The 17,240-nt window shown below is 64.1% G+C and carries 16 protein-coding genes; 3 read left to right on the top strand and 13 right to left on the bottom strand.

Annotated features, from left to right (window positions below; translation table 11 throughout):
* From NDO48_RS27090 to NDO48_RS27080, 3 genes are all read right to left on the bottom strand, one after another.
* Nucleotides 1-623: amidohydrolase family protein (locus tag NDO48_RS27090; protein WP_267322752.1), on the bottom strand; the 623-nt coding region annotated here is incomplete at its 3' end.
* 150 nt (nucleotides 624-773) lie between these two features.
* Entirely contained in the window at nucleotides 774-2,024 is a 1,251-nt protein-coding gene (locus tag NDO48_RS27085; protein ID WP_267322751.1) for a Zn-dependent hydrolase, read from the bottom strand.
* Nucleotides 2,025-2,224: 200 nt separating this feature from the next.
* Nucleotides 2,225-3,553 (bottom strand): aspartate aminotransferase family protein, encoded by a 1,329-nt coding sequence (locus tag NDO48_RS27080; protein WP_026227330.1) that lies wholly within the window; start codon nucleotides 3,551-3,553, stop codon nucleotides 2,225-2,227.
* A 238-nt stretch (nucleotides 3,554-3,791) separates the two neighbouring features.
* Between NDO48_RS27080 and NDO48_RS27075 the strand changes: the two genes are divergently transcribed.
* A complete protein-coding gene (locus NDO48_RS27075) occupies nucleotides 3,792-4,427 on the top strand; it encodes a TetR family transcriptional regulator C-terminal domain-containing protein (protein ID WP_267322753.1) in 636 nt (211 codons plus the stop codon).
* A gap of 114 nt (nucleotides 4,428-4,541) precedes the next feature.
* Here NDO48_RS27075 and NDO48_RS27070 read toward each other — a convergent pair whose 3' ends face one another.
* The 8 genes from NDO48_RS27070 to NDO48_RS27035 form a co-directional block, all read right to left on the bottom strand.
* The gene (locus tag NDO48_RS27070) at nucleotides 4,542-5,135 is read right to left on the bottom strand and encodes an EF-hand domain-containing protein (protein WP_267322750.1); all 594 of its coding nucleotides are present in this window, start codon (nucleotides 5,133-5,135) and stop codon (nucleotides 4,542-4,544) included.
* A gap of 1,077 nt (nucleotides 5,136-6,212) precedes the next feature.
* Nucleotides 6,213-6,590 (bottom strand): DoxX family protein, encoded by a 378-nt coding sequence (locus NDO48_RS27065; protein ID WP_267322749.1) that lies wholly within the window; start codon nucleotides 6,588-6,590, stop codon nucleotides 6,213-6,215.
* 69 nt (nucleotides 6,591-6,659) lie between these two features.
* Nucleotides 6,660-7,118 (bottom strand): carboxymuconolactone decarboxylase family protein, encoded by a 459-nt coding sequence (locus NDO48_RS27060; protein ID WP_018428653.1) that lies wholly within the window; start codon nucleotides 7,116-7,118, stop codon nucleotides 6,660-6,662.
* Nucleotides 7,119-7,122: 4 nt separating this feature from the next.
* Nucleotides 7,123-7,647 (bottom strand): RrF2 family transcriptional regulator, encoded by a 525-nt coding sequence (locus NDO48_RS27055; protein WP_018428654.1) that lies wholly within the window; start codon nucleotides 7,645-7,647, stop codon nucleotides 7,123-7,125.
* 91 nt (nucleotides 7,648-7,738) lie between these two features.
* Nucleotides 7,739-8,146 (bottom strand): AprI/Inh family metalloprotease inhibitor, encoded by a 408-nt coding sequence (locus tag NDO48_RS27050; RefSeq protein WP_018428655.1) that lies wholly within the window; start codon nucleotides 8,144-8,146, stop codon nucleotides 7,739-7,741.
* A gap of 92 nt (nucleotides 8,147-8,238) precedes the next feature.
* Entirely contained in the window at nucleotides 8,239-8,625 is a 387-nt protein-coding gene (locus NDO48_RS27045; RefSeq protein WP_018428656.1) for a nuclear transport factor 2 family protein, read from the bottom strand.
* 10 nt (nucleotides 8,626-8,635) lie between these two features.
* The gene (gene preA, locus NDO48_RS27040; protein WP_018428657.1) at nucleotides 8,636-9,949 is read right to left on the bottom strand and encodes an NAD-dependent dihydropyrimidine dehydrogenase subunit PreA; all 1,314 of its coding nucleotides are present in this window, start codon (nucleotides 9,947-9,949) and stop codon (nucleotides 8,636-8,638) included.
* Between the two features lie 11 nt (nucleotides 9,950-9,960).
* Nucleotides 9,961-11,313 carry an NAD(P)-dependent oxidoreductase gene (locus NDO48_RS27035; protein WP_267322748.1) on the bottom strand — a complete coding sequence of 451 codons (1,353 nt, stop codon included), beginning with the start codon at nucleotides 11,311-11,313 and terminating at the stop codon, nucleotides 9,961-9,963.
* A 268-nt stretch (nucleotides 11,314-11,581) separates the two neighbouring features.
* Between NDO48_RS27035 and NDO48_RS27030 the strand changes: the two genes are divergently transcribed.
* Nucleotides 11,582-12,358, top strand: a complete 777-nt coding sequence (locus NDO48_RS27030) for a VOC family protein (protein WP_267322747.1) — start codon at nucleotides 11,582-11,584, stop codon at nucleotides 12,356-12,358.
* Between the two features lie 495 nt (nucleotides 12,359-12,853).
* Nucleotides 12,854-13,672 (top strand): arginase family protein, encoded by an 819-nt coding sequence (locus NDO48_RS27025; RefSeq protein WP_267322746.1) that lies wholly within the window; start codon nucleotides 12,854-12,856, stop codon nucleotides 13,670-13,672.
* Between the two features lie 57 nt (nucleotides 13,673-13,729).
* Here NDO48_RS27025 and NDO48_RS27020 read toward each other — a convergent pair whose 3' ends face one another.
* Together NDO48_RS27020 and NDO48_RS27015 are read right to left on the bottom strand one after the other, a co-directional pair.
* Complete coding sequence (locus tag NDO48_RS27020; protein WP_267322745.1) at nucleotides 13,730-15,850, bottom strand: ABC transporter ATP-binding protein; 2,121 nt, start codon at nucleotides 15,848-15,850, stop codon at nucleotides 13,730-13,732.
* Between the two features lie 222 nt (nucleotides 15,851-16,072).
* On the bottom strand, nucleotides 16,073-17,230 hold the full coding sequence (locus tag NDO48_RS27015) for an ABC transporter permease (protein WP_018428662.1): 1,158 nt from the start codon (nucleotides 17,228-17,230) through the stop codon (nucleotides 16,073-16,075).
* Between the last annotated feature and the right edge of the window lie 10 nt (nucleotides 17,231-17,240).

The following is a 17,240-nucleotide window of genomic DNA, read 5'->3' as shown; positions in this document are numbered from 1 at the left end:
CCCCCCCCCCCCCCCCCCCCCCCCCCCCCCCCCCCCCCCCCCCCCCCCCCCCCCCCCCCCCCCCCCCCCCCGCCCCCACCCCCCCCCCCCCCCCCCCCCCCCCCCCCCCCCCCCCCCCAGCGCTTGAACGACGAGTACATCTCGTCGTCGTCGACCATCAGGGCGCCCTTGTAGGCCATGAAGTGCTTGAACGAGGTGATGCCCTTGTCGACGACCTGGGCCATCTCGTTGAACACCTGTTCGCCCCACCAGGTGATCGCCATGTGGAAAGAGTAGTCGGAACAGGCCTTGGAGGTCTTGTTGTCCCACATCTGCAGCGCTTCGAGCAGCGACTGCCCCGGCGACGGCAGGCAGAAATCGACCACCATCGTGGTGCCGCCTGACAGCGCCGCACGCGTGCCGCTCTCGAAGTCGTCGGCCGAGTAGGTGCCCATGAACGGCATTTCGAGATGGGTATGCGGGTCGATGCCACCGGGCATGATGTAGCAGCCGGTAGCGTCGAACTCGTGGTCGGCGTGCAGATTCTCGCCGATGGCGACGATCTTGCCATGCTGGATCAGCACGTCGGCCTTCCACGTCCGGTCGGCCGTGACGATGGTGCCGTTTCTGATGACTTTGCTCATTTCAGTTCCCCAATTTCTGCCGCGCTTCTTGTGAGCGCTTCGGCATGGTTCAGATCATGTAAGGACAGCCACTCCGCGCAGGCAAAGCGCAGAAAGCCCTTCCCCAACAAGGGAAAAGGCTGCCGGCGCGGCAATGTCGGTCGAAAAAATTCACTCGACGATCTCCGCCGTCTCGACCACGGCGTGGAACAGCACGTCGCAGCCGGCGGCGGCCCATTCCGGATAGATCTCCTCGGCTTCGTTGTGGCTCAGACCTTCGACGCACGGGCAAAACACCATTGCCGTCGGCGCCACGCGGTTAATCCAGCAGGCGTCGTGGCCGGCGCCCGAGACGATGTCGCGGTGGCTGTAGCCGAGCCGTTCGGCGGCATCACGCACGGCCTTGACGCAATCCTTGTCGAAGGCGACCGGATCGAAATGGCCGACCTGCTCGATCTCGTAGGAGATATCCAGCGCCTCGCAGATGGTGGCGATGCCCTCGCGGATGCGCGCATCCATCGTGTCCAGCACCTCCTTCTCCGGCGAGCGGATGTCGATAGTGAAGACGGTACGGCCGGCGATGATGTTGCGCGAGTTCGGATAGACCTCCATGTGGCCGACAGCGCCGACGGCATCGGGCTGGTAGTCCATGGCGATCTCGTGCACCAGTTCGGTCACCCTGGCCATGCCGAGGCCGGCGTTGCGGCGCTTGGGCATCGGCGTCGAGCCGGTGTGGCTCTCGCGGCCCGTCAGCGTCACCTGCAGCCACTTCAGGCCCTGGCCGTGGGTGACGACACCGATCTCGATGTCCTCGTCCTCGAGGATCGGCCCCTGCTCGATATGCAGCTCGAAGAAGGCTTTCATCTTGCGGGCGCCGACCTTCTCGGTGCCCTTCCAGCCGATGCGTTCGAGCTCGTCGCCGAACAGCTTGCCATGCGCGTCCTTGCGCTCATAGGCCCAGTCCTGGCCGAGCACGCCGGCAAACACGCCCGACGCCAGCATGGCCGGCGCAAAGCGGGTGCCTTCCTCGTTGGTCCAGTTGGTCACCACGATCGGATGCCTGGTCTTGATGCCCAGGTCGTTGAGGCTGCGGATCACTTCGAGGCCACCGAGCACGCCCAGCACGCCATCGAACTTGCCGCCCGTCGGCTGCGTGTCGAGATGGCTGCCGACATAGACTGGCAACGCCTCGGGATCGGTGCCCTCGCGGCGGGCAAACATGGTGCCCATCTCGTCGACGCCCATGTCGAGCCCGGCTTCGTCGCACCACTTCTTGAAAAGATGACGGCCCTCGCCGTCTTCATCGGTCAGCGTCTGGCGATTGTTGCCGCCGGCGATGCCGGGGCCGATCTTCGCCATTTCCATCAGCGAATCCCACAAACGGTCTGAATTGATTCGCAGATTTTCGCCTGGGGCGGCCATGGTGACGTCCTCTCATTCTCTTGTTCTGCCCGGAAATCCCAGCGGTTCCCGGCGCTGGCTTTCCGTTGTCAGGCTTTCGCCCGAAGCCCCGCCCGCAAGGAGCGGAACTCCTGTCCTTGTCGGAGCAAGACCCTGATGACGGCGCCATCAGGGTCCGGGCTCCATGCGCCGCGCGCCCACCAGGGGCGCGCGGGCAAAAATCAGTCGATCATCCTCAGCACTTCGCGGACATGATCGATCAGCTCGTTGATCTGGCCCTTGGTGATGATGAGCGGCGGCGACAGCGCGATGATGTCGCCGGTGGTGCGGATCAGCGCGCCGCGCTCGAACGCCTTCACAAAGGCCGAGAAGGCACGCTTGGTCGGAGCGCCGGCAATCGGCTGAAGCTCGATCGCCCCGATCAGGCCGATGTTGCGGATGTCGATGACATGCGGCTCGCCCTTCAGCGAATGCAGCGCCTCTTCCCAGTAGGGTGCAAGTTCGGCGCCGCGGGTGAGAAGCCCCTCTTCCTTGTAGGTGTCGAGGGTCGCAAGTGCCGCGGCCGAGGCGATCGGGTTGCCCGAATAGGTGTAGCCGTGGAAGAACTCGATGAGATGCTCCGGGCCAGTCATGAAGGCGTCGTGGATTTCCTTCTTCACGAACACCGCGCCCATCGGGATCACGCCGTTCGACACGCCCTTGGCAGTGGTGATGATGTCGGGGACGACGCCGAAATAGTCGGCCGCAAACGGCGTGCCGAGACGGCCGAAACCAGTGATGACCTCGTCGAAGATCAACAGGATGCCGTGCTTGGTGCAGATGTCGCGCAGGCGCTGCAGATAGCCCTTCGGCGGGATCAGCACGCCGGTGGATCCGGCGACCGGCTCGACGATGACGGCAGCGATGGTCGAGGCGTCATGCAGGGTGACGATGCGCTCCAGCTCGTCGGCCAGCTCGACGCCATATTCCGGCTCGCCCTTGGTGAAGGCGTTCTTGGCCGGCAGGTGGGTATGCGGCATGTGGTCGACGCCGCCCAGAAGCGTGCCGAACATCTTGCGGTTGGTGACGATGCCGCCGACCGAGATGCCGCCGAAATTGACGCCGTGATAGCCGCGCTCGCGGCCGATGAGGCGGGTGCGCGCGCCCTCGCCCTTCACGCGCTGGTAGGCGATCGCCATCTTCAGCGCGGTGTCGACCGATTCCGAACCGGAATTGGTGAAGAACACATGGTCCATGCCTTCGGGCGCGATGTCGACGAGGCGGTTGGCCAGTTCGAAGACGATCGGATGTCCCATCTGGAAGGCCGGCGCATAGTCGAGCTCTGCGGCCTGCTTCTGGATCGCTTCGGTGATCTTGGGCCGGCAGTGGCCGGCATTGACGCACCACAGGCCTGCGGTGCCGTCGAGGATTTTGCGTCCGTCGCTGGACGTGTAGTGCATGTCCTTGGCGGCGACCATCATGCGTGGCGCCTGCTTGAACTGCCGGTTCGAGGTGAACGGCATCCAGAATGCACTGAGATCGTTAGGCGTGACTTTCAGCCTGTCGGACATGGACCAAGCTCCCTTTCTTCCCCTGTTAGGTTTGGCCAACGCTTGGTCTTTGGCGCGCTTTCGTGCTACGCAATTTTTTGACCGATTGGACAAACGTTAGCACCGCCGCATCGGCGGTCAAGGGATTACTATCGGAAATGAAGCGTCCGGGGCGCGCTCCACAGGTCGGCAAGAACTGGTCCAGCGGATTGGTCCAGATCGCTCCGGTTTTCCTCCCCCAACACGAAATGTGGTGACCATGGAAGGCTCGACACCCCGCGGCCGCACCCGCATCCAGCAGGAGAAGCGAGAAGTCATTCTCGAAGCGGCACTCGAGGTGTTCTCGGCCAACGGCTTCCGCGGCTCGACCATCGACCAGATCGCCGAGGCGGCGGGCATGTCGAAACCCAATCTGCTCTATTATTTCCGCCGCAAGGAAGACATCCACGAAACGCTGATGCACCGGCTGCTGGAAACCTGGCTGGCGCCGCTGAAGGAGTTCGACAACATCGGCGACCCGATGACCGAGCTCAGGAGCTACATCAGGCGCAAGCTCGAGATGGCGCGCGACTTTCCGCGCGAAAGCCGGCTGTTCGCTAACGAGATCCTGCAGGGCGCGCCGCGCATCATGCCGATGCTCGAAGGCGAACTGAAGGAACTGGTCGACGAAAAGGTCGAGGTCATCAAGGGGTGGATGCGGGCGGGCAAGATCGCCAGGACCGACCCCTGGCACCTGATCTTCGCCATCTGGGCGACGACCCAGCACTACGCCGATTTCGACGTCCAGGTCCGCGCCGTGCTCGGCCCGAACCGCGGCGGCGACGGCCGCTTCGAGGACGCGGCACGCTTCCTCGAGCAGCTGTTCCTCGAGGGCCTGCGCCCGAAGGCGGACTAGGCGCAGCCACCTGCCGGCCGGACCCTGCCCTCGCCGCTTCGAAAACCTGTCGTCCTGAAAAGGCGGAGCGCCGCGCATCCGCCTGGACACGCGGCACAGTCTGTTCCCTCGCCCTTATTCCCTGGGCGCCATGAACTCGTCGCGCGAAAGCCTGCCGTCGGCATCGCGGTCGAAGGCAGCGATCACGGCGGGACGATCGCCGTCGCCGCCGACTTCCCGGGCCGATAGGAAGCCGTCCTTGTCGGCGTCGACGGCTGCAAACGCCCTGTCCACCAGCGCCCGGTGATGCGCCTCAAACTCGCTGAAGTTCAGCCGGCCGTCGCCGTCGAGGTCCATCTGCTTGAATTCACCGGCGCGATCCTGATTTGGTCCGCCTGCCGGCACGCGCAGTGACAGCGCCACGGGCTTGCTGCCCGCTTCGGGGGCAACGCGCATGACGAACATCAGGCCGGGCTCCGCCTTGTCGGCCTTGGGTTCGGCCGGCGGCTCGGCTGCGGCGGTTGCGCCGCGTGCAAACTTGCTGATCAGCTTGCCGCCGAACTCGTCGGGGCTGAGCGCGCCATTGCCGTCGGCGTCCAGCTGCGTGAAGGCAGCCTGCAGGTCGGGCAGCGCGGTTGCCGGCGACACGGCGAGGCCGACGCCGCCGACGGCGACGAGTGTGGCAAACAGGGCCATCGAGGGCCGTGCGTAGAGGCGAAGTCTGGTCATGTTTCTTTCCCATGCTGTCGGGCCCGATCCGGGCTGGGTTGGACATGCCGCTTCGGCCAGATAGGCGTCGATGAAACTGCGCACGACCTCGCTGGCCGGCTTCCCCTCGGCCCGGCTGCGGGCCATCAGAGCCTGCTTGGTCTCATGAGGAATCCGGATTTCCAGCGTTTCGCTTTTCTTGGGGGCTCGGGTCATGGCGCATCTCATCTTCGCCGTCGGCTTGGCGGCCCGCCGATCAGGACAGGCCGCAGCATTCATTGAAACACCAGAGGCGTCCCGATGCAGGCGTTTTCGTGTCCGGACAGGCTGATTTCATCTCGTTTGAAGACACGACCGCTGTGCGAACACCGTCCACGGAAGCAGAAGAAAGTTCTTTGATCAGAGCAACTTGGCAGGCAAGGCTGAATCAACATCTTCGCCGCCGACCGCACCAGCCACCCGCTGCGATCACCGGCGGAAGCCCACCAGCGCCACGTTGCTGACGTCACCGTTGATTCGAGATGTCGCTTCGTCCGTCACCTTCGGGAGAACCAATTCAAGGCTCGACCGAGAGGTCCTGGCATTCTGAGTTGAGGGGAATTGGATGACCGCGTTCCGCCATATCTTTCGAATGCCCAGTTGCCAGCCACAATCTCGAGCGTGTCATCCCGAAAGTAAAACAGGAACTGGCGCGAGTTCGGCGCGTCCGGCGAGATTGTTTCCCAATCGCCGGCCCTGACTGGCCTGGCATCGCCACTCACCTCATAGAATTCGCCCCATTCGGGCGCGGCCCCGCTGAACAATCCCTCTCCCGCGAACCATGCGTGATCGTTCGTGCTGTCCCAGCGCCAACGACTGCAGCTTCCAAAGGCCAGGACGCCAATGTCTCCGGCGCGGGCATCATAGGCCCAATGGTTCAGCAAAAATTCTATTCGGACCGTGTCGCCTTCGACAGATAGCTCGACGCAGGGAGCATTTGGGTCCGCGTTCCAGTCAAGGTTCAGATGCTTGAAGGTCAGTCCCACCATAAGAGATTGGTATTCGAAACATAGCGAGGCTGCCAGCCCGCCGAGCTATAGTTTCTCATCTCCTCGATTTTTAGTTTCCCGCTGCGATCACCAGGAGAAAACTGCCCGCCAGCGCAACATTGCTGACCACGCCGTTGATTCGCTGGGCGCGATCCGCCCCCTGGTGATCCCAGAAATTGTTGAACATCAGCGTTCCGGCGATCAGGAAGACGATCAGGGCCGCCGCCGCATAGACCGCATGGAAGCCGGCCGCCAGCATCAGTCCGGCAACGATCTGCAGCACGATGCCGGCCCACAGCACCAATCGAGCCTGCGGCACACCGCGCGCCGTCATCATTCCCGACAGAAGCCTTGAGTTGGCGATGTTGCGCAGGCCGGCAAAGACGAAGGCGCCGCCGAGCAGGAGGCGGCCGACGACAGCCAGCGCCGAAATATCACTTTCGAACATGACAGCTCCTTGTGCGGCCGCCATCGGCGACCGCTGAAAATGACTCTGATGTTGGGAGAATTGCTAAGGTCAGGCGGCCTTGGCGGCCGCGACGGGGTGCAGGGCGTGGAAAGCCACGCAAAGCCGGTTCCAGGTGTTGATCATGCCGACCGCCAGCGTGAGCTTGACCAGCTCTTCGGCCGAGAAATGCTTGAGCGCTTCCGCATAAAGCTCGGCCGGCACGCCGGCGTCGGCGATGTTGGTCACCGTCTCGGTCCAGGCAAAGGCCATGCGCTCGCGGTCGCTGAACAGCGGCGATTCCTTCCAGGCAGCGACCAGCCACAGGCGCTGTTCGGTCTCGCCATCCTGCTTGGCCTCGCGGTTGTGCATGTCGACGCAATAGGAGCAGCCGTTGATCTGCGACGCCCTGAGCTTGATCAGGTGAAGCAGGCCGTGCTCCAGCCCGCATTCGTTGATTGCCGTGTTCAGCGCCACCACCTGCTTCATCAGTTCAGGCGCGGCGGCGAAGAAATTGAGCCTCTGCTTCATGGTATCATCCTCTTGCTTGTGTCTTGGGTCGGGTATTCTGCGGCCGCTGGTTCGACGCGACGAAGGCGCAGCTGGCGGCGACGATGCGCTGGTCGGTGTTGGCGGTGAAGTCGGCGACGATATCGGAGAGCCGCGTCTCGCCGAGTGCTGTGCGATAGGCGCGCTCGGCCTTGAGCATGGCGACATTGATGCCGCAGGGTTTTACATAGGCCGCAGGCTCGAGTGCGTAGTTGCCCTTCTGCCTGATCTCGCCGCAGCGAAATGCCGGTTCCCTGCCCTCGATCGCCAACACGATGTCGAGCAGCGTGATCCTGTCGGCCGACCGGGCCAGCCGGTAGCCGCCATTGGGGCCCGGCACCGACTCCAGCACCTTCGCCGCCGTCAGCGCCTTGAGATGCTTGAGCAGGTAGCTCGGCGACAGGCCGAAAGCCTCCGCCATGGCATTGCCCGGCAGGGTGCCGTCGCCGTCGACGCCAGCCAGCATCGCCGCGCAATGGATCGCCGCCTCCACGCCGTCACCAAGCTTCATCGCCACCTCCTTAATCGTGGATAATTCATATCGTGGATAAATTTTATCCGCAATAGGCCCATGTGAAAATCTTGAAAGAACGACCGGATGCTCAGTCCTTCGGCAGCTGTTCGATGGTGAAGATGCCGTCGATGTCCTGCATGGCGACATAGGTAACGTCTGGCACTTCGAAGCGCAGGCGCATCTGCCTGACGGCATCGACAAGATCGATCGCCCAGCCCTCCTTGAGGCGCCAGGCGGCGATGTCGTCCATGACAGGGAAAACCTTGGCGCAGGCCGGATCGACCTCGATCTGCATGCCGCCGATGGTCATGTCGCGCTTGAGCACGACGTCGCAGCGCTTGTCGCCGCTCTCGTCGCGGATTTCCCATTTGCCGAGAAAGTCCTCGACCTCGGCCTTGTCGAGCGTATCGAGGTCCAGTGACTTGAGATCGTCGGCCAGAGCCGCGCCGGTCAGCAGACCTGCCGCGACCAGAATTCCCGCCCCCATCAGACGCATTCCAGGCCCTCCCGCCTCACAGCCGGACGATATCGGCATGCGTGCGCCTTTGTCGCGATTGTCGGGCTGGCCGGGATCGGCCCTCGAGACGATCAGCCGGGATCGGGCGCACCTTGCGCCGGCGTCACGTGGCTGAGAACGCAGGTCCAGCCCATATCGTGACGGACGAAGACGTCGGTGGTCCATTCGTCGGCAGAGAACCGCCGGCCGCGAAAGTGGCCGCTGTTGATCACCCGCGCCGTGCAGACCGCCATCGTGCCATGGATCGCCACCCTGGGCTCGCCGACGCTGCGCATCATGTCGTGAGTGAGGTCGCCGGAGGCCACCTGCGCGAGAAAATCCGCCTTCGCGGTCGCGCCGTCGGGGCCGACGATGATCCAATCGTCGGCCATGAAGCCGCCAATGGCGACAGCGTCGTTGGAGACGATCGCACCCGCCCAGGCAAGAGCGAGTTCAACGATCTCGCTCCTGTCGCCCATGGCTCGCTCCCTATTCCGCGGCCACCTTGGCCATCGGGTTGTTGGGATGGGTCGTCCAGTTGGCGTAGTTGGGCGACACAGGCTTGCCGGTGCGCTTGTCCATGGCGCCAACGGCCAGCGGCTCCATGGTGATGCAGCCCTCGACCGGGCAGACATTGACGCACAGATTGCAGCCGACGCACTCTTCTTCGATCACCTCGAAATGCCTGGCGCCGTCGAGCATGCTGGTGATCGCCTGGTGCGAGGTGTCCTCGCAGGCGATGTGGCAGCGGCCGCACTTGATGCAGGCGTCCTGGTCGATATGCGCCTTGGCGACATAGTTGAGGTTGAGATACTGCCAGTCGGTGACATTGGGCGTGGCGCGGCCGACGATGTCGTCGAGCGACTTGTGGCCCTTCTCGTCCATCCAGTTTTCGAGACCGGCGATCATCTCCTGCACAATCTTGAAGCCATAGGTCATGGCCGCCGTGCAGACCTGAACGTTGCCGGCGCCCAGCGCCATGAATTCGGCCGCATCGCGCCAGGTGGTGATGCCGCCGATGCCGGAGATCGGCAGGCCGGCGGTTTCAGGATCGCGCGCGATCTCGGCCACCATGTTCATGGCGATCGGCTTGACCGCCGGGCCGCAATAGCCGCCATGCGAGCCCTTGCCGTCGATGGTCGGCTGCGGCGCAAAGCTGTCGAGATCGACGCCTGTGATCGAGTTGATGGTGTTGATCAGCGACACCGCGTCGGTGCCGCCGGCAAGTGCTGCCCGCGCCGGCTTGCGCACGTCGGTGATGTTGGGCGTGAGCTTGGTGATGACGGGCATGCGGGTGTTTGCCTTGCACCAGCGCACCACCATCTCGATATATTCGGGCACCTGACCGACGGCCGCACCCATGCCGCGTTCCGACATGCCGTGCGGGCAGCCGAAATTGAGCTCGATGCCGTCGGCGCCGGTCTCCTCGACCACGGGCAGGATCGCCTTCCAGGCCTCCTCGACGCAAGGCACCATCAGCGACACGACGATGGCCCGGTCGGGCCACTCCATCTTGGTCTGCTTGATCTCGCGCAGATTGGTCTGAAGGTCGCGGTCGGTGATCAGCTCGATGTTGTTGAGGCCGAGCAGGCGCCGGTCGGCGCCCCAGATCGCGCCATAGCGCGGACCGTTGACGTTGACGACGGGCGGGCCTTCCTCGCCAAGCGTCTTCCACACCACGCCGCCCCAGCCTGCCTTGAAGGCGCGGACGACGTTGTAGGCCTTGTCGGTCGGCGGCGCAGACGCCAGCCAGAACGGGTTGGGCGACTTGATGCCGACGAAATTATTGCGAATGTCTGCCATCTCAGCCTCCCTTAGCTCATCAAGGCGCGGTTGATGGATTCAGCCGCGTCGCGGCCTTGCGCCACCGCCGAAACCGTCAGGTCGTCGCCGCCGAAAATGCAGTCGCCGCCGGCCCAGACCTTGGCCAGCGACGTGCGTCCCTCCCCGTCGACCTTGATGCGGCCGCCTTCCATGGCAACCGAGGGCCCGCTGCCATTGAGCGTCGAGGCCTCGAAGCTCTGTCCGATGGCCTTGAACACCTGATCGGCCACAAGCCGCACCGTCTCACCGGTGCCCGACAGCTTGTCGCCCTTCATGGCGGTGTATTCGAGCTCGATGGCGACGACCTTGCCGCCTTCGGAGACCACCTTCCTGGGCTGCAGCCAGTGACGGATGACGACGCCGTTGGCCGCCGCCAGATCCTGTTCGAAGACCGAAGCGTTCATGTGCTCCTGGCCGCGGCGATAGCAGATCGTCACCTCCTCGGCGCCGAGCAGCTTGGACTGCACGGCGGCGTCGACCGCCGTCATGCCGCCGCCGATAACGACGACACGGCGTCCGACCGGCAGGCTCGCAAGGTCGCTTGCCTGGCGCAGGGTCGAGATGAAGTCGACGGCATTGGCAACGCCATCGGCGTCCTCGCCTTCGGCGCGCAGCGCGTTGACGCCGGCGAGGCCGAGGCCGAGGAACACGGCGTCGTAAGACGCGGTGAGGTCGGCGAGATGGTAGTCGCGCCCGAGCGCCTTGCCGTTCTCGGTCGTGATGCCGCCGATGGCGGTCACGTAATCGACCTCCGCCTGGGCGAAGTCGTCGGTGCTCTTGTAGGCAGCGATGCCATATTCATTGAGGCCGCCGGCCTTGGGCCGGGCCTCGAGGATGGTGACCTCATGGCCATGGCGGGCGAGCCTGTGGGCCGCGGCAAGACCTGCGGGGCCGGCGCCGACGACGGCTATCTTCTTGCCGGTCGCAGCGGCGCGCTTGTAGAACTGCTTGCCCTCCTCCATCGCCACGTCGGTGGCGTAGCGCTGCAGGCGGCCGATCTGCACCGGCTTGCCTTCGGCGACCTCGCGGACGCAGACCTCTTCGCACAGTGTCTCGGTCGGGCAGACGCGGGCGCACATGCCGCCGAGGATGTTCTGGTCGAAGATCGTCTTGGCCGACCCCATCGGATTGCCGGTCGAAATCTGGCGGATGAACATCGGAATGTCGATCGATGTCGGACATGCCTGCATGCACGGCGCGTCGTAGCAGAAATAGCAACGATCGGACTCGACCAGCGCCTCGTGATGGTCGAGCGGCGGGTGCAGGTCGGAGAAATTCTCGGCGTATTGAGCTGACTCAAGGCGGCCGCCGACTATGCCTTCCTTGAAAAGACCTTCTGCCATTCCAGTTCCCCAGTTTTTATTGATTTTGAGGAAGCGTAGCACTTTCTATTTTTTTATCAATTGGTCAATTTTCAAGCTAAGTGATTGAAATCGCCTAAAATTAACATGACTTTTGTTGTCATGATTTGTTCCCAATAGTTGCTGCATCGCAGTAAATTTCACGATCCTGTCGGAATTCCGTCGGGGTCGGCGTCCTATGATGGTCCTGCCGCACCACGGCGATCGATGCGCCGACCAAAGACGGCAGCAAATGCAAGGGAGCCGGATCATGCCGCATACCCCGCAATCCTTCTTCTGGTACGAATTGATGACGACCGACCTGGACGCCGCTGAGGCCTTCTACACCTCAGTCGTCGGCTGGCGCGCCGAACCCTTCGACAAGACGCCGGGCATGCCCCGCTACATCGTCGTCCATGCCGGCGACCGCGGTGTCGGCGGCCTGATGAACCTGCCTGACGAAGCCAGGAAGATGGGCATGCCACCCGCCTGGATCGGCTACATCAACACAGGCGATGTCGACGCCTCGGTGGCGTCGTTGACAAAGGCCGGCGGCGCCGTCTTCAGGGCGCCTGACGATATCCCCGGCGTCGGGCGCTTTGCCGTCGTCGCCGACCCGCAGGGCGCGGCTTTCATGTTCCTGCGGCCAAACGGTCCCGACCAGCCGGCGGTGCCGCTGGACACGTTGGGGCATGTCGGCTGGCACGAACTCTTCACCACCGACTGGCAAAAGGCCCTCGACTTCTATTCGACCGAGTTCGGCTGGGGCAAGGACGAGCAGTTCGACATGGGTGAAATGGGCATCTACCAGATGTTCAACGCCGGCGAAGGCATGATCGGCGGCATGATGAATAAGCCCGAGCAGATGCCTGCGCCGGCCTGGCAGTTCTACTTCAACGTCGCCGCCATCGACGCTGCCACCAAGCGCGTCACCGACAATGGCGGCAAGACGCTGATGGGACCGATGCAGGTGCCCGGCGGCCAGTGGATCGTGCAATGCCAGGACCCGCAAGGTGCCCACTTCGCCTTGCTGGCGCCGGTGAGGTAGGCACGGAGGTGCGCTCTGCTGCCTTCTCCCCTTGTGGGGTGAGGAGTGGTGGCCGAAGGCCAGGAAAAGCCAACGATTTGGCTTTTCCAACAACGAACGCCCGGAGCCTTAGCGGAGGGCCGGGAGAGCCGGCGGATGAGAGGTGCTGGACGGAGTGCCACCTTTGAGGTTGTGCGCCATTCCTGCACTTCCTTTTGCGGCCTCTCATTTCGTCCAGCACCCCTCATCCGTCTCGGCGCTGCGCGCCAATCCACTTCTCCCACAGGGGGGAGAGGGCAAGTGCGCGCACGTCATCCCAGGCGAGACGTCAAGGCAAGGACCCGGCCGTGCTCGATAACGGTCCAGTCAATTGGTCCCTGCCAACCTGCTTCCCTCCTGGTTCCGGGATGACGACTTTCGGTGCTTCGCGGCCCGTCGCGGCTGCTTGCCATAAGCGCCGAAAATGAAGATTGATGGCACCAGAGCGCAACGGGGCGCGGCAGCGAGGATCTACGCTTGGCAACACATGCGGCATATACGGTGTTCCAGGGACGCGCGGGCGATCACAACGATCTTGCCATGCCGGGAGCCAAGGCCATCGGCGATGCCCTGGCGAAGCGCACGGGCGTCTTGCCCGTCGTCATCGGCAAGCCGCAGCCCGCCTTGAATGTGGGCTGGCGCAAAGAGCTGGACGCGGCGATGCCTGCGCTGCAGGCGATGCAGGCGCGGCTCGACGAGGTGTTTTCAAGCGGCGCCTACTCCGTTGCGGCGACCAGCCGGTGCGCCGTTTCGCTGGCCACGCTTCCCGCCGTGGCAAGGCATCATCCGTCGGCTTGTATCGTCTGGTTCGATTCCCACGCCGACCTGAACACGCCCGAGGCCTCGGCGACGGGCTATCTGGGCGGGCTGGCGCTGGCGGCTCCATCCGGGCTCTGGCAATCCGGCCTGGGCTCGGGCTTCGGGCTCGACCAGATCGTGCTCGTGGGCCAGCGCGATATTGATCCCTTCGAGCAGGACCTGATCGACACGCACGGCATCCCGCACATCAAGCCCAAGGACGATCTCGCCATGCGCCTGCGCGCGGCGATCTCCGGTCGGCCGGTCTACGTGCATCTTGATTGCGACGTCCTGAGCCCTGGCATCGTGCCCACCGACTATGTCCATGACGGCGGATTGTCGCTCGACGACCTCAGGGATTGCTGCGACGTGATTGCCGAGCATGAGCTCATCGGCATCGAGATTGCCGAGTTCCAGAATTCCTGGACAGCCGGCGGCGAGCCCGTCTCGCCCGAACCGCTGCTCGATGCCCTGGCGCCGATCCTGTCCAGGCGTTGACACCGCGCCTGCCACTGCGCTGGTCCGACGTCACGTCATGGCCCGGACCGCCGCCTCTCACCTCTCCGACGTCGCATCAGGCGCGCCGCCCTTGCCCAAGCTGATGACCGGCTCCATGGCGTCGAAGGCACTGGGTGGCAGGTGACACTTGATCTGGTGGCCGCTGCCGAGTTCGCGCACCGGCGGCACCTGGGTTTCGCAGAGATTGCCCGGCACCTGGCTCTTGTAGCGGCAGCGGGTCTGGAACGGGCAGCCCGATGGCGGGTTCATCGCCGAGGGGATGTCGCCTTCGAGCACGATGTGCTTTTTCACCACCGACGTGTCGGCGATCGGGATCGCCGACAGCAATGCCTCGGTATAGGGGTGGTAGGGCGGCGAGAAGATCTGGTCGGTCGTGCCCTGCTCGACGATATGGCCGAGATACATGACCACGACGCGGTCGGCGATGTAGCGCACCACGCTGAGGTCGTGGCTGATGAACAGCATGGTGGTCTTGGACCGCCGCTGGATGTCCATCAACAGCTCGGTGACCGCCGCCTGCACGGAGACGTCGAGCGCCGAGACAGGCTCGTCGGCGACCACGACACGGGCATTGCCGGCGAAGGCGCGCGCGACGCCGATACGCTGCTTCTGCCCGCCCGACAGCTGTCGCGGCATGCGCTCGGCGAAAGCGCGCGGAAGCTTCACGAGGTCGAGCAGTTCCAGCATGCGCTGCTTGCGCTCGCCGGCATTGCGGCCGACCTTGAATTTTTCCAGCGTGCGGATGATCTGCGACCCCACCGAATGGCTGGGGTTCAGCGTGTCGAACGGGTTCTGGAACACCATCTGGATCGACGAGACGGTATCGACGTCGCGATCCTCGATGCCGATCGACTGGATTTCCTTGTTGCCGAGCAGCACTTTGCCCGAGCTTGCGGTCTCGAGACCGAGCAGCACCTTGGCGAGCGTCGACTTGCCGCAACCGGATTCGCCGACGATGGCGACGGTCTCGGATTCGCGGGCCTCGAAGCTGATGGTCTCGTTGGCCTTGACCACCCTGCCCTCGCTCGAGCCGAACACCTCGCTGCCGCCGACGCGGTAGTATTTCTTGAGGTCGTCGATCTTGAGCACGGGCGCGCCCGGCTCGACCGGCTCCTGCGCCTTCTTGGCGCCGGGGGGCAGCGCTGCCCAATCGATCTCGTTGAAGCGCACGCAGCGGCTGACATGGCCGTCATGGCCGGCAACCGGGATCATCGGGATCTCGTCGGCGTTGCACAGCCCCTCGACGAAATGGTGACAGCGCGGGCCGAAATTGCAGCCCTTGGGGCGCTGGTGCGGCAAGGGCAGCTGGCCCGGGATGGCGACCAATGGGCGCGAATTCTTGTCTGCGCCCGGCAGCGGGATCGAACGGAACAGCCCCTGCGTATAGGGGTGCCGCATGCGGTCGAAAACGTCCTTGATCGAGCCGGACTCGACCGCCTCGCCGGAATACATGACCGTGATGCGGTCGCAGGTCTCGAGGATCAGGCCAAGATTGTGCGACACGAAGATCATCGAGGTGCCGAACTGCTTACCAAGCCCCTTGACCAGTTGCACGATGCCGGCCTCGACGGTGACGTCGAGAGCGGTCGTCGGCTCGTCGAGCAGAAGCAGCGCCGGCTTCGACAGCAGCGCCATGGCGATGACGATGCGCTGCTGCTGGCCGCCTGACAGCTGGTGCGGATAGGACCGCATCATGCGCTCGGGGTCGGGCAGCTTGACTGAGCGCACCATTTCGAGCGCGCGTTTGTAGGCCTCGTCCTTCGACACCTTGTCGTGGATCATCGGCACTTCCATCAGCTGCTGGCCGACCTTCATGGCCGGGTTCAGGCTGGCCATCGGCTCCTGGTAGATCATGGCGATCTTGTTGCCGCGGATGGAGCGCAGCTCATCCTCGGACATGTCGCCCATGTCCTTGCCCTGGAACTTGATGCGGCCGCCGACGATCCTGCCGATGTTGGAGAGGTCGCGCATGATGCCGAGCGAGACGGTCGACTTGCCGCAACCGCTCTCGCCGACGATGCCCATCGCCTCGCCCGGCATGACGGTGCAGGAGAAGTCCATGACGGCAGGGATTTCGCCGGCGCGGGTGAAGAAGGAGATGGAGAGGTTCTCGATCTCGAGGATGGGTTCGGCGGGAGTTCGAACTGCCTCATTCATGGGTCGCTCCTTCTCGCATTGCCGGTTCAGGTCGCGTTCCTTCGCGCCCCCCTCTGTCCTGCCGGACATCTCCCCCATGTGAGGGGAGATTGGCTGTCAGCTCCGCTCTCGCCAATCCCCAACGTCGCAGGACTGGTGCCAAGACCGCGGCCGGCTGATCTCCCCCCATGTGGGGGAGATGTCCGGCAGGACAGAGGGAGGCAACGTAGCGCGCTGACATCCTCAATCCTTCATCGACTGTTCGCGCAGCGCATCGGCGAGCAGGTTCAGCCCGAGCACGAAGGACATCAGCGCGATCGTCGGCGGCAGTGCGGGGTGGATGAAGGAGCGTAGCAGGCGGCTGGCGTCCTTGATCGCCGTGCCCCAGTCGGGACTTTCGGGCGCGAGGCCGAGGCCGAAATAGCCGAGCGTGCCGAGCAGGATTGTGGTGTAGCCGATGCGCAGGCAGGCATCGACGATCAGCGGCCCGCGCGCATTGGGCAGGATCTCCCACAGCATGATGTACCACGGGCTTTCGCCGCGGGTCTGGGCGGCGGCGACGTAGTCGCGCGTCTTGATGTCCATGGTGAGACCCCGGACGATGCGGAACACGCCGGGGCTGGAGGCAAAGACGACGGCGACGAAGATGTTGAGCTGGTTGGGGTCGATGGCCACGATGCCGAGCGGATCGGCGTTGAAAACGAGGCCGGCATAGATCCAGCCGCCGATGACAAGCGTCAGCCCGACCAGCAGATAGAGCCGCTCCGGCCGTGCCTTGAAGCGCGTGTAGAACAGCACCGTGAAGAAGATGATCGGGAACAGGAAGAACACGCCCGCCAGCGCATAGGGGATCGGCGTGTCCATGATGCCCGGCGTGACCAGCAGGTAGAACAGAAGGATGACCGGGAAGGCCAGCACAAGATTGGCGAGGAACGACAGGATCGCATCGATCCGGCCGCCATAATAGCCCGCCGGCAGGCCGAGCGTGATGCCGACCATGAGCGCGAACGCGGTCGCGGCCGGTGCGATGATCAGCACGATCTGGCTGCCGAACACCATGCGCGAGAACACGTCGCGGGCGAGCTTGTCGCCGCCGAAGAGATAGATCTGCTTGGATGCCGGCTCGATGGCGCCAGGCAGTGCGTCCTTCATGATCGGGATCTGGCTGAGCGGATCGAAGGGCGCGATGCGGGCAGCGAAGATCGCCGTGAACAGCCAGAAGAAGCAGATCAGCACGCCTGATATGCCGACGCCTGAATCATAGAGCTGGCCGTAAAGGCCGAGCTTGCGGCGGAAGTTGAAGCTGGCGCCCATGACGATCGCCATGGCCAGCCACACCGGCCAGAAGCGGGCGAGCACGCCCAGGAAGATCTGGAAGGCGCCGATATATTCGATCTGCATGCGGCGCGCT

It is taken from the genome of Aminobacter sp. MET-1 (genome assembly GCF_026521175.1).
Taxonomy (GTDB): domain Bacteria; phylum Pseudomonadota; class Alphaproteobacteria; order Rhizobiales; family Rhizobiaceae; genus Aminobacter.
The sequence above is the reverse complement of the archived record's forward strand: the minus strand, read 5'-3'. Positions and strand labels throughout refer to the sequence as shown.

Excerpts from the sequence above, each read along its gene's own strand:
- NDO48_RS27085 (WP_267322751.1), bottom strand. The coding sequence starts at position 2,024 with ATGGCCGCCCCAGGCGAAAATCTGCGAATCAATTCAGACCGTTTGTGG.
- NDO48_RS27080 (WP_026227330.1), bottom strand. The coding sequence starts at position 3,553 with ATGTCCGACAGGCTGAAAGTCACGCCTAACGATCTCAGTGCATTCTGG.
- NDO48_RS27075 (WP_267322753.1), top strand. The coding sequence starts at position 3,792 with ATGGAAGGCTCGACACCCCGCGGCCGCACCCGCATCCAGCAGGAGAAG.
- NDO48_RS27070 (WP_267322750.1), bottom strand. The coding sequence starts at position 5,135 with ATGACCAGACTTCGCCTCTACGCACGGCCCTCGATGGCCCTGTTTGCC.
- NDO48_RS27065 (WP_267322749.1), bottom strand. The coding sequence starts at position 6,590 with ATGTTCGAAAGTGATATTTCGGCGCTGGCTGTCGTCGGCCGCCTCCTG.
- NDO48_RS27060 (WP_018428653.1), bottom strand. The coding sequence starts at position 7,118 with ATGAAGCAGAGGCTCAATTTCTTCGCCGCCGCGCCTGAACTGATGAAG.
- NDO48_RS27055 (WP_018428654.1), bottom strand. The coding sequence starts at position 7,647 with ATGAAGCTTGGTGACGGCGTGGAGGCGGCGATCCATTGCGCGGCGATG.
- NDO48_RS27050 (WP_018428655.1), bottom strand. The coding sequence starts at position 8,146 with ATGCGTCTGATGGGGGCGGGAATTCTGGTCGCGGCAGGTCTGCTGACC.
- NDO48_RS27045 (WP_018428656.1), bottom strand. The coding sequence starts at position 8,625 with ATGGGCGACAGGAGCGAGATCGTTGAACTCGCTCTTGCCTGGGCGGGT.
- preA (WP_018428657.1), bottom strand. The coding sequence starts at position 9,949 with ATGGCAGACATTCGCAATAATTTCGTCGGCATCAAGTCGCCCAACCCG.
- NDO48_RS27035 (WP_267322748.1), bottom strand. The coding sequence starts at position 11,313 with ATGGCAGAAGGTCTTTTCAAGGAAGGCATAGTCGGCGGCCGCCTTGAG.
- NDO48_RS27030 (WP_267322747.1), top strand. The coding sequence starts at position 11,582 with ATGCCGCATACCCCGCAATCCTTCTTCTGGTACGAATTGATGACGACC.
- NDO48_RS27020 (WP_267322745.1), bottom strand. The coding sequence starts at position 15,850 with ATGAATGAGGCAGTTCGAACTCCCGCCGAACCCATCCTCGAGATCGAG.
- NDO48_RS27015 (WP_018428662.1), bottom strand. The coding sequence starts at position 17,230 with ATGCAGATCGAATATATCGGCGCCTTCCAGATCTTCCTGGGCGTGCTC.